The sequence below is a fragment of the Flavobacterium sp. B167r genome, from assembly GCF_056824315.1.
Window position 1 is genome coordinate 1,999,544 of the sequence record NZ_CP124859.1, and the last position, 13,833, is coordinate 2,013,376.

13 protein-coding genes are annotated in these 13,833 nt (G+C 32.6%); 6 read left to right on the top strand and 7 right to left on the bottom strand.

Annotated features, from left to right (window positions below; translation table 11 throughout):
- Window positions 1-52 precede the first annotated feature (52 nt).
- Window positions 53-517, bottom strand: a complete 465-nt coding sequence (locus tag QLQ96_RS09005; RefSeq protein ID WP_482496360.1) for a hypothetical protein — start codon at window positions 515-517, stop codon at window positions 53-55.
- Window positions 518-843: 326 nt separating this feature from the next.
- On the opposite strand from QLQ96_RS09005, the gene QLQ96_RS09010 reads away from it, so the two are divergent.
- Window positions 844-1,272 (top strand): DoxX family protein, encoded by a 429-nt coding sequence (locus QLQ96_RS09010; protein WP_482496361.1) that lies wholly within the window; start codon window positions 844-846, stop codon window positions 1,270-1,272.
- A gap of 168 nt (window positions 1,273-1,440) precedes the next feature.
- On the opposite strand, the gene QLQ96_RS09015 is transcribed toward QLQ96_RS09010, so the two are convergent.
- The 3 genes from QLQ96_RS09015 to QLQ96_RS09025 all read right to left on the bottom strand — a co-directional run bounded on the left by QLQ96_RS09015 (window position 1,441) and on the right by QLQ96_RS09025 (window position 4,669).
- Entirely contained in the window at window positions 1,441-2,658 is a 1,218-nt protein-coding gene (locus QLQ96_RS09015) for a hypothetical protein (protein WP_482496362.1), read from the bottom strand.
- A 239-nt stretch (window positions 2,659-2,897) separates the two neighbouring features.
- Window positions 2,898-3,611: a LytR/AlgR family response regulator transcription factor gene (locus QLQ96_RS09020; RefSeq protein ID WP_482496363.1), complete on the bottom strand. Its 714-nt coding sequence runs from the start codon at window positions 3,609-3,611 to the stop codon at window positions 2,898-2,900.
- Window positions 3,587-4,669: a sensor histidine kinase gene (locus QLQ96_RS09025; protein ID WP_482496364.1), complete on the bottom strand. Its 1,083-nt coding sequence runs from the start codon at window positions 4,667-4,669 to the stop codon at window positions 3,587-3,589. The genes QLQ96_RS09020 and QLQ96_RS09025 overlap by 25 nt, the downstream gene beginning before the upstream one ends.
- A gap of 102 nt (window positions 4,670-4,771) precedes the next feature.
- On the opposite strand from QLQ96_RS09025, the gene QLQ96_RS09030 reads away from it, so the two are divergent.
- The 5 genes from QLQ96_RS09030 to QLQ96_RS09050 all read left to right on the top strand — a co-directional run bounded on the left by QLQ96_RS09030 (window position 4,772) and on the right by QLQ96_RS09050 (window position 9,880).
- A complete protein-coding gene (locus QLQ96_RS09030) occupies window positions 4,772-5,746 on the top strand; it encodes a hypothetical protein (protein ID WP_482496365.1) in 975 nt (324 codons plus the stop codon).
- A 1-nt stretch (window position 5,747) separates the two neighbouring features.
- Window positions 5,748-5,993 (top strand): hypothetical protein, encoded by a 246-nt coding sequence (locus tag QLQ96_RS09035; RefSeq protein ID WP_482496366.1) that lies wholly within the window; start codon window positions 5,748-5,750, stop codon window positions 5,991-5,993.
- Window positions 5,994-6,232: 239 nt separating this feature from the next.
- Window positions 6,233-7,762 carry a SulP family inorganic anion transporter gene (locus tag QLQ96_RS09040; protein ID WP_482496367.1) on the top strand — a complete coding sequence of 510 codons (1,530 nt, stop codon included), beginning with the start codon at window positions 6,233-6,235 and terminating at the stop codon, window positions 7,760-7,762.
- Between the two features lie 277 nt (window positions 7,763-8,039).
- Window positions 8,040-8,948, top strand: coding sequence for a helix-turn-helix domain-containing protein (locus QLQ96_RS09045; RefSeq protein WP_482496368.1), 909 nt, complete (start codon window positions 8,040-8,042; stop codon window positions 8,946-8,948).
- 92 nt (window positions 8,949-9,040) lie between these two features.
- Entirely contained in the window at window positions 9,041-9,880 is an 840-nt protein-coding gene (locus QLQ96_RS09050; protein WP_482496369.1) for an SDR family NAD(P)-dependent oxidoreductase, read from the top strand.
- A 297-nt stretch (window positions 9,881-10,177) separates the two neighbouring features.
- On the opposite strand, the gene QLQ96_RS09055 is transcribed toward QLQ96_RS09050, so the two are convergent.
- From QLQ96_RS09055 to QLQ96_RS09065, 3 genes are all read right to left on the bottom strand, one after another.
- Entirely contained in the window at window positions 10,178-11,377 is a 1,200-nt protein-coding gene (locus QLQ96_RS09055) for an alkaline phosphatase family protein (RefSeq protein WP_482496370.1), read from the bottom strand.
- A gap of 333 nt (window positions 11,378-11,710) precedes the next feature.
- Window positions 11,711-13,339, bottom strand: coding sequence for a chaperonin GroEL (groL, locus tag QLQ96_RS09060; protein ID WP_482496371.1), 1,629 nt, complete (start codon window positions 13,337-13,339; stop codon window positions 11,711-11,713).
- 133 nt (window positions 13,340-13,472) lie between these two features.
- Window positions 13,473-13,829 carry a four helix bundle protein gene (locus QLQ96_RS09065; RefSeq protein ID WP_482496372.1) on the bottom strand — a complete coding sequence of 119 codons (357 nt, stop codon included), beginning with the start codon at window positions 13,827-13,829 and terminating at the stop codon, window positions 13,473-13,475.
- Window positions 13,830-13,833 lie beyond the last annotated feature (4 nt).

The following is a 13,833-nucleotide window of genomic DNA, read 5'->3' on the forward strand; positions in this document are numbered from 1 at the left end:
AAATAATATTTATTCTATTATTGAAAAATGATAATAATGTAGAAATTTTGCTTTACTGTAACACCGATTTCTTTAGTTCGATAACGCCTCGAATGTATTTTATTAATTCTTCTCTGGTTACAGCAAAAGGAGCTTTTTCGGCTTCGAATTTTAAATACAGATTGGCAATACTTTCGGCATCAAGATTTTGAGTGAGGAAATGATGTTCTGAATATTCTATAAGATGATCTACAAAAAGTTCACGTTGTTTTCCTTTTTCGACCGTTTCAGGATCGCCACCTTTTATTTTTTCGATAACAGATTCTGGCAAATCGATTGTGAGATACATGCAGTCAACGGCAACTTTAGAAAGTATGTCCTTGGAGACTCTTCCCGTTGCATCGCAGTAGGCGCATGGTGCAGGAACCCATTTTAATTGGCGGTTTAAACGGCGTATATCATCCCAATCAACAAATCTTTTTCCGAGGCATCTGGGGCATTTTGTTGTAGATCTTTTGAAAATATTAAAAATGGACATTGGTTTATAAGTAGGTTAGGGGATTGGCTGGGGGCGAATTTAAATAATTAAGTAGGAAAAATAACGAGATTTGTCATTTTTTTTAAGAAAAGAATTAACAAAATTGCAAATTTGTGTATTTTGAAAGAGGATTAGATGTAGGAAAAAAAATGATTTTCATAGCAATATTAATCGATCACATACAGCCAAAGGAATCTTTTGTGTTTCTATATAAAATTATAAGTAGATGGATATTAAACAAAAGAGCTATTAAAAATATACAAAAAATCTCACTTTAGTTGTTGTAATTTTGTTAGAAAGTTCATTTAAAAATTAATCTTTACATTATGGAAAATATAAAAACTTCAAAGCTTCAAAATTTTGTTCGAATAATTTTGGGATTATTTATGATAACAGCTGCAATCGGACATTTTACTTTTCAGAGAACAGATTTTCAGGCGCAGGTTCCCAATTGGATTCCTTTAGACAAAGATTTGATTGTTATTCTTTCTGGAATTGTCGAAATAAGTTTAGGTTTGGCAATGCTATTTTTAACGAAATATAGAGTTAAAGTCGGAATTGCGCTGGCAATATTTTACGTTTTAATTTTCCCAGGAAATATAGCACAATACCTAAACGGAACTTCTGCCTTTGGACTCGACACAGATCAGGCGCGTTTAATACGATTGTTTTTTCAACCCGTTTTAATTTTTCTGGCTTTGTGGTCAACTGGGGCGCTTGCTGTCTTGTTTAGAAATAAGAAATACAGAGATTGAATCTTATGATGAAAATAAAAAGCTTGATGAGCGTTTATTAGAATCTGAAAAGAGAAGATTTCTTATTTGGAGAAGTTGCTTAAAGCTAAATAACGACTTATAAAATATTATAAAAATGGAAAAAGAGACTTTTGTGAAGAAGTCTCTTTTTTATTATAATTTTTAACTTTAACGCCTTTCAACTAGAGCTTGATACATTAAAAATCGAAGGTATTCAGTGGTTTCAATATCTTCATTTGCTAATAGTTCTATTTTTTTAAATACATTTAAAAGCTCAATTAAATTTGAAACATTATGATTGAGTTCTCGTAAGATCTCTGCTCTGTATCTTTTTATTTCTTCACTTTTAGCTTTTTCAACTTTTCGTTTGACCAAAAATTTTATTTGTTCAGGTTCTTTTATAGTTGCAATTTTTGAAATGTCTTCAAATAAATTTTTATGTACTTTTTCTGAATTTTCAATGTTGCCTAGCTCTTCAATTGCTGTTTTAGGAATTTGATTATGCTTAATGGATAAGATTTTTGATTTTATTTCTTGTGGTTTTATAAATAATTCTTTCTCAATATCTTTATGTTTAAAAATTATTGAGCATATTCCTGAAAACTTTAAAGCTTCTCTTTTTATTTCATCATTAGATACTTCAATAATATTTTTAACATTGCCAACTTTCTCTAATTTATTAACTTCAGAACTTTCAAAAAACATTCTTATAAATGATTCATTATATTCACATAATTGTAAACCATAAGTTATTTTACTTTTCTTCATTTCATTGTGAAGTGTTAGTAAGCCAACAACAATTGCAATATTGTTATCGTAGTTAAAATAATTATTTAATGAAATAATTGCTCTTAAATAAAAGAGGTTTTCTACTTTATCATGTAAAATTCTATATTTCTTAATTGTTTGAGTAATACCTTTTAATAACTGAAGGTTAGTTTCTACAATCTCTTTGTATCCTTTATTTATAAGTCTTGTTGCATATTTATCCATCTGAAATAGTCCCGAGAAAAAATCTCTTTGGGCAGAATAAATAGGTGTCGTTGAAATTTTATTAAGTTTCAAATCACTGAAATACTCGTTGTCATTTATATTGTAAAAATTAATTGAAAAATCTTTATTATTAAATAGTGATATATTATTTAATTCGCTTTTCAGATCTTCTTTTTTATATCTCGTGTTAATGGAATTTTGAATATTAAATAATGTTGTAGCTCCTTTAATTTCAATAAACTCATCTTTTATAGATTCAAAATCTAAAAGATTTAATAATTTATTTGTGAATTCATTTCTTTCTACAAGTTTTATTAAATCTTGCACTTTTATTCCTTTATCAGTAGAAGGAATATTTTCTTTTTTAATAGTTTTTTTTCTAAATTTTTCCATTTTATATTGAATTGATTTTTATCGAAATTACTTACAAATATTACCACTTTTAAATAGTTTTTTTTACGGAAATCCGTAATCCAATAAATTTATTTTCAAGCAATTATACCAATTAATATAAACTCACCACCAAGTACTTCTACGCATTTTATAATCACAAAAAAAAACAAAAAAGCCCAACTTAAAAAAGTTGAGCTTTTCAAAAATTATCTAATTATCTAATTGACAAATTATCTCAATTACTTAACAGGCAGATTGGTTAAAAGAATCTGATATTTCCTTCCCACAGGAATTATTTCGTTATTGCACATCGTTAAAGTTTTCGAAGTTACACTTGTAATCTTTTCTTTATTTACAATATACGAGCGATGTACTTGAACGAAATTAGCGCTGTCAATTTCTGACGCAATACTCGAAAGTGAGCCGTAAATAATATGCGGTAAATTGAGTTTGGTGCTGTACAATTTCATGTAGTTTCCTAAACTTTCAATGTAAAGAATATCGCAAAGAGGCATTTCTATATTTTGTCCGTTAAGGCGATACGAAAATACTTTTGCGTTGGTTTGAACTTCTTTTTTAAGACTGTTTCCAGAAAAATAAGTTTTGGCTTTTTCTACTGCTTTGGCAAATTTATCTGGCGAAATCGGTTTTAAAAGATAATCAATCGCATCGTTTTGGTAAGCCGAAAGAGCATAATTAGAATAAGCCGTTGTTACAATCGTAAGCGGGCGATTGGGTTGTAATTCCATTAATTCTACACCCGAAATTACAGGCATATTAATGTCGAGAAAAATAATATCGTATTGGTTTTCGTTGAGCAGTTTTATGGCTTCCATACCATTAAAAGCACTTCCAGAATGTTCCAGTTCATCAAATTTGGAGATGTGCGAAATCAAGGCTTTGTGCGCCGGCGATTCGTCATCAATTATCAGACAGCGGTAGGTAAGTGCCATATGGTCAATTTTACGATAAACATGTTTTTTTCTTTTTTACAGCTCAAATTATGTTTTAAGCCGTAAACTTCCAAACGTCTTTTTAGATTTTCAATTCCGATTCCTGTGCTCGAAAGTCGGGAACCCGAATCGAGATAATTGTTTTTCAATGTAAAAATAACGCCTCGGCATCGTACTTTCAAATCCAAATTAATAAACGGTTCTGGAGTTTCGGCAGAAAATTTTACAGCGTTTTCAACCAAAGGAAGAAAAAATAAAGGCGGAATCTCAAGTTGATCGTCTAAACCTTCAATATTCTGTGTTACAGCGAGTCTTTCGTTTCTAAACGTATAATATTCGATATATTTTTTAATAAAGGCGATTTCTTCTTCCATTAAAACAAAATCCTTTTTAGAAGCTTCAATTTGATAGCGCAACATGTCTGAAAGATTCAGGATCCTGTCGGGAACTTTATCGGGTTCTGCAAGTGCTTCTCCATAAAGATTATTCATAGCATTCAATAAAAAATGCGGATTTAGCTGTTGTTTTAAAAATGAAAGTTCAGACTTAAAATTCATAATGTCTTTATCGGCCTGACTCATTTTTTTGGTAATCACAATGTGAAGAAAATAAAAGAACGAACCGTTTATAATAAGCGATAAAATCTGAAGTGTCTTGAGATTTCCCAGTCCGACAAGCGGGAAAAACCAATTCATAAAAAAATAAAAGCAAGTCCAATAAACGGCAAGAAGCGTAAAGAATATTTTAAACTTTTTATGAAATAAAAAAGGATTGATAATGCAGATGTTAAAAATTGTAATCCAGACAATACAAGGAAAATAGCCTACAGCAATTTTGCTTAGAATGTACGACCAGCTATGTCCATCGAGTTTTACTTCGTCGTAAACACAAGCCAGAATGACTAAGTAAACAAGAGCATTTACGAGAATATTTCGTAGAAAAAAGTTTTGGTAGATTTTTGCGATTGTCATAACGGCAAAAATACTATAATCGTATAGTTTATAATCATTTGAAAGCGATAATTTATACCAACGCCATTCGTATAAATCATACGCCATTGGTATAAAATTGCTATTAAAAGAGAGACATGTCAACTACTTTTGATTCAAGTTTTATTTATATCCCGAAATAATTTATTCTGACTTATGAAATCTAAAATCATGTCATTTTTGTTCATTTTTTCCACTTTTCAAATAATAGCTCAAGAAAAAGAGCCAGGTGTAAAAACCTTTGCAAAAGCCGTGGTTGACAAATTCCCGAACACACGAACTTTTGATGTGCAATATGAAGGTTTAGGGCCATCAAATTACGATTCAAGATTATTTGGAAATAAATTCGAAAGAGGAAGAATCGAGGATCATAATCGTTTTAAAGCAGCTTTTAATCTTCCGTTTTATGCTTCAAAATCTAAAAGGCTAGTTTTAACGACTTCACTTCGTTATAAATATGAAAATTTTGGATTTGGAGAGGTTCATAATTATCAAACGAATCAAACGTATACGAAAGAAAATCGAGAATTTCATTATTGGGCAGGGGCATTGACAGCAACTTATATGTCGACACTTTTTAAGAAACCAGTTATTTACAACGCAACGGCAACGATTGATGGCGACGAAGAAAAGTTGCAGCGTTTAAAAGGTTTTGCATCGGCAGTTTTAGTGCTTAAAAGAACACCTTCTACCACCATTACCGCTGGGGCTTTAGTATTGCTTGATCCATCATCGATTGTACCTGTTACGCCACTTTTTTCTATAAACCATAAATTCAAACAATCGAAATGGGATATGGACTTTATTTTGCCTCAGCGTATATTGTTTAGAAGAGAATTGTTAGAAAACGGAAGAATTTCGTTAGGAACAGAATTAAATACAGAAAGTTTTTACTTGAATTTAGATACTCCAACTTTAAAAGGCGTTTACGAATTGAACCAGTTAGAATTAAAATCTGGAATTACTTATGAATACAGTTTTACTCCAAAACTGATTGCGTTTGCAAAAGGCGGTTTTAACAATGTGGTAAGTGCTCGACTTACAGAAAAAGGAGAGCGAACAAACCGATATGTTTACGATCAGAAAGAAGATACGCAAGGGTATTTTAGATTTGGAGTTTCGTATAATCTTTTTAATCGAAAGTAAAATGTATAAGGTAAAAGAATTAAAAGAAGAAGAAATGGTAGTTGAAATTTTTAAAACCAACGTTCAGAAAAAATCTGATGGAGATTATGTAATTGCAGTCATGCAAAACCATTTTCCAAATTATAAAATTAATTTTGATTTGGAAGATTGTGATAAAATATTAAGAGTTGAAGGTTTTGATTTGCAGTGTAATAATGTGATGAGCCAAGTAAGCGGTTTAGGATATATTTGCGTGCGATTGGAATAATTTTACATTTTAAATCAGGTGTAAATACGCTAACATATTTGCTTTTTTTGTAAGTGTTTTGCGTGATATTCTAATTCTAAAAATAATACTTAAATGATAGATTTTATACTTTCACTTTTTCTCTTTCTTCTCGAACAGCTAGCCTGATTTAGCTGTTTATGTCTCGTAGAGGCTTCATGTTACTTTTATACTATAAAAGGTTTGTTCTTTTTTGCGTATTATTTGTTTAATTTTGCGCCATGAAAAAAGCATTCCAACTCTTTGATTTTAGCCAAAAAGTCAATTACAAAAACGAAATTTTAGCAGGTTTAACTGTAGCCATGACCATGATTCCAGAATCGTTGTCTTTTGCTATTTTAGCAGGATTTCCTCCTTTAGTTGGATTGTATGCCGCGTTTATTGCAGGTTTAGTTACGGCTATTTTTGGTGGAAGACCAGGAATGATTTCTGGTGGAGCAGGAGCAACCGTGATTGTTTTAATCGCCTTGATGAAATCGCACGGAATAGAATATGTTTTTGCTGCCGTGGCTCTCGGCGGTGTTGTCCAGATCTGCATCGGACTTTTTAAATTGGGAAAATTCATTCGATTAGTTCCGCAACCTGTAATGTTTGGTTTTGTAAACGGTTTGGCGGTTGTGATTTTTATGTCGCAATTGGAACAGTTTAAAACCGTTATTAATGGTCAGGTTTTTTGGCTTCAGGGAACTCCGTTGTATATAATGTTAGCCTTGGTTGCCTTAACAATTGCGATAGTTTTAATTTTTCCGAAGATTACAAAAGCGGTTCCTGCTTCTTTGGTTGCAATTATGGTCGTTTTTGCTTTGGTAATTGTTTTTAATATTGAAACCAAAACGGTAGAAGATATCGCTTCAGTTCAGGGCGGATTTCCTCCATTTCATATTCCGAATATTCCATTTTCTTTTGATACTTTAAAAGTGATTTTTCCGTATTCGGTAATTGTTGCCGCGGTTGGTTTGACGGAAGGTTTGCTTACGCTGAATTTAGTCGACGAAATTACTGGAACAAGAGGAAACAGTAACAGAGAATGCATTGCGCAAGGAAGTTCAAATATCTTAAATGGTTTTTTCTACGGAATGGGAGGCTGTCCAATGATTGCTCAAACATTAGTAAATCTTGGAGCAGGTTCTAGAGCAAGACTTTCTGGAATTATTGGTGCTTTGACGATTTTAATGATTATTCTTTTTGGAGCTCCAGTAATTGGAAAATTGCCAATGGCGGCTTTGGTTGGTGTTATGATGATGGTTGCGATTACCACTTTCGAATGGGCAAGTTTTAAGATTATTAATAAAATGCCTCGACATGATATTTTTGTTGGAATTCTAGTCGCTTTAATCACAATTGTTTTGCACAATTTGGCTTTGGCGGTTTTAATTGGTGTAATCATCTCAGCTTTAGTTTTTGCTTGGGAAAGTGCTAAAAGAATTCGAGCAAAACATTATATCGACGAAAATGGCGTAAAAAATTATGAAATTTACGGACCGTTATTCTTTGGTTCAATTGCTACTTTTCTAGAAAAATTTGATATCCAGAACGATCCAAATCACATTATAGTCGATTTTAAAGAAAGCCGTGTTTCAGATATGTCTGCGATCGAAGCCTTGAATAATCTAACCAAGAAATACAATCAGTTAAATAAAGTAGTTGAGTTAAAACATCTAAGTGAAGATTGCAGACAATTACTAAAAAATGCTAATGCAGTTATTAATGTAAATATAATTGAAGATCCAACGTACAAAGTGGTGTCCTAATTAGAGAATGTGTCAATTTGATAATTAGAAAATTATCTTAACAAACGTATATTATTTGCTGATAAACCCGACAGGTTTTTAAAATCTGTCGGGTTTATTATTTTATAAAGTATTAAGTTTTGTCAGGCTGAGCGTCCCGAGACTTCGGGAGAAGCCCGCGTTTCAATTGGAACGCCCTTCGACTCTGCTCAGGGTGACAAGTACATTGTCTAATTATCTAATTGACACATTTCCAAATTATCTAATTAAAATAATTTGATTTTCGTAACTTTGTAAAATGAAGCTAACAGAAACATTAGAAGATTTTTACACAGTTAAAATCAATGGAATGCCTGAGAATCTTAAAAAAGAAATCGGACATTTTAATGTTTTTAAACTGGATGAATACGTTGGAAGCACTTGCAACCCATTGCCTTATACTAGAAAAGACTTTTATAAGATAAGTTTAATCATTGGCAAAAATAAGGTGCATTATGCGGATAAAGTCGTAACGATTGAAGATCAGGCTTTATTCTTTGCAAATCCGCAAATTCCGTATAGTTGGGAACATATCGATGAAAATCAAACTGGGTTTTTCTGCATTTTTACAGACGCATTTTTTAGTCAGTTTGGGAATTTAAAAGAATATCCTTTGTTTCAGCCAGGCGGCAATCCTGTGGTTCCTGTTTCTACAGAATTAGCAGAATCTTTAAAGACAGTTTATTTAAAAATGTTAGAAGAAATCAATTCTGATTATGCTTTTAAATATGATGTGCTTCGAAATCTAGTTTTTGAAATCATTCATTTAGCATTAAAAACACAAACTGTAACTGCTTCATTATACAGTAAATCGAATGCTACAATTCGAGTTTCTTCTTTGTTTTTAGAATTGCTGGAAAGACAATTCCCTGTTGAATCTATTTCGCAGCAAATTAATTTTCGTTCACCTTCAGAATATGCGAGTCAGTTAAATGTGCATGTAAATCATTTGAACAAAGCATTAAAAGAAACGACTGGAAAGACAACTTCTCAGATCATTTCAGAAAGAATAATTCAAGAATCAATGATTCTTTTGAAACAAACCAATTGGAATATTAATGAAATTGCTTGGTGTTTAGGTTTCGAAGAATTGTCTCATTTTATTAATTTCTTCAAGAAAAATGTTCAAGTTTCACCCAAAAACTATCGTTTAGTGGAAATTGATTGATTTTTGCAACTTCTTGCTTGATTGCTTTAATTTTTAAGAAACACTTTGCCAATACCTTTGTCGTGTAATTATAAACGTAAAAATTTAAAGTCATGGGAAATAACAAAGTTTGGTTTGTCACAGGTGCTTCAAAAGGACTTGGATTAGAATTAGCTAAGAAATTATTAGCAGAAGGTTTTAAAGTTGCAGCAACATCAAGAAATGAAGCTACGTTAGTTAAAGAATTAGGAAATGCATCAGAAAATTTCCTTCCTCTTGAAATGGATTTAGTCAATGAAAAAAGTGTAAAAACAGCTATTGATAAAACCATAAATCATTTTAAAACAATCGATGTTTTAGTAAATAACGCTGGTTACGGATTATTAGGTGCTTTAGAAGAACTAACAGATGCGGAAGCCAGAAAAAATTACGAAGTAAATGTTTTCGGATTATTGAATGTAATCAGAAATACAATGCCAATTCTTCGTGCGAATCAATCGGGTCATATTTTTAATATTTCTTCTGTTGGAGGATATTATGGAGAATTTCCAGGTTGGGGAATTTACTGCTCAACAAAATTTGCAGTTGCAGGTTTAACGGAATCTTTAGCGGCAGAAATTAAACCTTTTGGAGTTCACGCTACAATCGTTTATCCAGGTTATTTCAGAACCGATTTCTTAAAAGAGAGTTCACTTTTAGTGCCAGAAAATCCAATTGAGGAGTATAAAGAAGTAAGACAATCTCAAAGTGCTCACAAAGATGATATCAACGAAAATCAACCAGGAGATCCAGTAAAATTGGCTGAAGCTTTAATTAAAATAAGTCAAGATCAAAATCCGCCTTTGCATTTGTTTTTAGGTGAAGATGCTTTTAATATGGCAAATCAGAAAATTGCAAGTGTTCAAAATGAATTAGGGAAATGGAAAGAGGTTTCTGTTGGAACTAATTTTTAATTAGAGAATTTGGCAATGTGGTAATGTGTCAATTTGAAAATTAGAAAATAATTTCACATATCGTATATCTGTAGAGATGCACTGAAGTGCGTCTAACGTTTGCAAATATAAACCTGACAGTTTTTTTAAACTTGTCGGGTTTATTGTTTTATAAAGTATCAAGTTTTTGTCAGGCTGAGCGGAGTCGAAGCCCACGTACCAATTGGAACGCCCTTCGACTTCGCTCAGGGTGACAAGTACGCTGTCTAATTATCTAATTGACACATTATCTAATTGACACATTATCAAATTGCCACATTATTTCAGCATTGCATCAACATCGCTCAATTTTCCGTCAATCTCTCCAATTTGTAAACCTAAAATATGAGCGATTAGTGGATAAACGGAAACATTTTGAAATGTTTTGACTCTTTTATTTACTTTAAAAGCCGGTCCTTTAGCATAAAAAATGGCGTGCATATCTTTCTCGTTATTGTCGTAGCCGTGAGTTCCGCCATTTATATGGGTGCTTTCTTTGCTTACTAAACTCCATCCTTTTTCTGCTTCGATAACAAAATCATGTACACGCGGATTGGTTCCGTAATGCAATCTTTCAGGAACTTCTGTCGATTTCCAGAATTTAATATGAGGCACTTTTTTCAACGCATTGGCAATAGAATCTTGATAGCCAGGTTTTGCCTGTAAACTCATAATAGGGTTAACAACATCTTTATAACCTAGCCATTCTGGTTTTAAATAATCTAAAACGGCTACTTTTTTGTCATTGCTAATATCAGCCATTCCGTGATCTGAAACGATGATTAGATTGATTTGTTTTCCGATAGGCAATTGATCTAATCTTCTTGAAATTTCGCCTATAATCGAATCCATTTTGATTACCGTTTTTCTGGGTTCTGGCGAAAGCGGACCAAAATTATGTCCTGTATGATCTGGTTCGTCAAAATATAAAGTGACTAAATGAGGTCTTTGTTTTTCAGGAAGCTGTAGCCATTTCATAACCGTATCAATTCTGGCGCCGTATGGAACTTTTCCATCATAATTTTTGAAGTAACTCGGATTTCTTTTATCAATATCAGAACCTGGCCAAAAGAAAGAAGCTGTTTTAACGCCTTGTTCTTCGGCTAGATTCCAAATCGGGTTTCCTCCATAAAATCTGGAATCGTTTTTAGCATTGCTTGACAATGAAAATGATTGGTTTAAAGAAGCGTCATAAAAAACATTATTGATGATTCCGTGATGATCGGGATAAAGTCCAGTAACTATAGAATAATGATTCGGGAAAGTTTTACTTGGATAAGACGGTTTCATTGATTTGGCATGAACGCCTTCTTTTTCAATCTGCTTCAAATTCGGAAGATTGAATTGTTTGCCGTAATCCCAGCGAAATCCATCCATCGAAATTAAAACTACATAATTGTCTTTGTTATTTTGGGCTTCTAAAAAAGTTGTAAGAAGTAAGAATGTAAAAGATAAAAGGTGAGTAGTGAATTTTCTCATTTTGCAATTTTAAATAGAAATGCAAAGATAGAGATAAGAGATTTTTTAAAGAAAAAGAGAATGTTAAATAAAAAAGTTAGCCACGAATTCACGAATTATTTATTCTAATCTTTGTGTTTAAAAATCACTGTCTTTAATTACGCGAATGCTTTGTGTGAAAAAAGTTTTCCACAGATTTAATTCTTTTAATTCGTGTAATCTGAACTAAAATATTCGCAAACATTTGGATAAATAATTCGTGAATTACTTCGTCTGTTCGCTATCGCTCGAGTCGTGGCTAAAAAAAACGCCAGACAATTTATCTGGCGTTTTAAGTTTTAAGAAGAGAATGAATTACATCATTCCTGGCATACCGCCACCCATTGGCATTCCGCCAGCGCTTTCTTCTTTAATATCAATTAATGCACATTCTGTAGTTAAGATCATTCCAGAAACAGATGCAGCGTTTTCAAGAGCTACACGAGTTACTTTTTTAGGATCGATAATTCCAGCAGAAAGCATGTCTACATATTCGTCAGTTTTTGCGTTGTATCCAAAATCACCTGAACCTTCAGATACTTTAGAAACAACTACAGAACCTTCAAGACCTGCATTTTCAACAATAGTTCTTAACGGAGATTCAACAGCGCGAGAAACAATTTGAATTCCTGTTGCTTCATCAGCATTGTCTGCTTTTAAGTCTGCTAAAGCAAGTTTAGCTCTTAATAAAGCAACACCACCACCAGCAACGATTCCTTCTTCAACAGCAGCACGAGTTGCGTGTAACGCATCATCAACTCTGTCTTTTTTCTCTTTCATTTCAACTTCAGAAGCTGCACCAACGTAAAGAACTGCAACACCTCCAGCTAATTTAGCCAAACGTTCTTGCAATTTTTCTTTGTCATAATCAGAAGTCGTAGTTTCCATTTGACCTTTGATTTGGTTCACACGGTTTTTGATGATATCAGCTTCACCAGCACCGCTTACGATAGTTGTATTGTCTTTATCGATCGAAACTCTTTTTGCGTTTCCTAACATTTCGATAGTTGTATTTTCAAGAGTATAACCTCTTTCTTCAGAAATTACAGTTCCACCAGTTAAGATTGCGATATCTTCTAACATTGCTTTTCTTCTGTCTCCAAAACCTGGAGCTTTTACAGCAGCAATTTTAAGAGCTCCTCTTAATTTGTTTACTACTAAAGTAGAAAGTGCTTCACCGTCAACATCTTCAGCAATAATTAATAATGGTTTTCCTGATTGAGCAACTGGCTCCAAAACTGGAAGTAATTCTTTTAAAGAAGAAACTTTTTTGTCGTATAATAAGATGTATGGAGAGTCTAATTCAACTTCCATTTTCTCTGGATTTGTTACGAAGTAAGGAGAAAGATATCCTCTGTCAAACTGCATTCCTTCAACAACGTCAACGAAAGTATCAGTTCCTTTAGCTTCTTCAACAGTGATTACACCTTCTTTTCCAACTTTAGCGAAAGCTGTAGCGATTAATTCACCAATAACTTCGTCATTATTTGCAGAGATAGAAGCAATTTGTTTGATTTTGTCAGAATCACTTCCAACAACTTTAGCTTGTTTTGCTAAGTCAGCAACGATAGTTTCAACCGCTTTGTCGATACCACGTTTCAAGTCCATTGGATTTGCACCTGCAGCAACGTTTTTCAAACCTTCTTTTACTATCGCTTGTGCTAAAACTGTAGCCGTTGTAGTTCCGTCTCCAGCTAAATCATTAGTTTTAGAAGCAACTTCTTTTACCATTTGTGCGCCCATATTTTCTAATGGGTCTTTCAATTCGATTTCTTTTGCAACAGAAACACCATCTTTAGTAACAGTTGGTCCACCAAATGATTTTCCGATAATTACGTTACGACCTTTTGGTCCAAGAGTTACTTTTACAGCATTTGCCAATGCATCAACACCACGTTTTAAACCGTCACGTGCTTCAATATCAAATTTTATATCTTTTGCCATTTTTTTTATTGCTTTAGGCAGTAGGCTTTAAGCTTTATGCTTTTCTACTGCTGATTAGTAATTTTATTTGCTTTAGGCTTTAAGCAATAGTCTTTAGGCTTTGTTGAAAAGCTTAAAGCTTATAGCATATTGCTTACAGCTTTATTAATACTTGTTTTAACTTGTAAATTTTGCTTTTTATACTATTAATTTTTTCTAGTTGATTTTCAGCAATCTCATTATTTAGATATTGCAAATCTTTAGCTAAAATCATTAAATATTCGGTTTCATTCGCAGAACCCAAAGCTATGTTGAGAAATTGATTGAACTCTTTGTCACTGTTTCTTCCGCATCCTTCACTTATATTAGTTGGAATTGAGGAAGAAGCCCTTCTAATCTGACTTGTTAATCCATATAATTCTTCTTTTGGAAATGAAGAAGTCAATTTATAGATTTCTAAAGTTAAAGAATGACTAAGCTGCCAAATATCGTATTTTTTAAAATCTCTCATTATT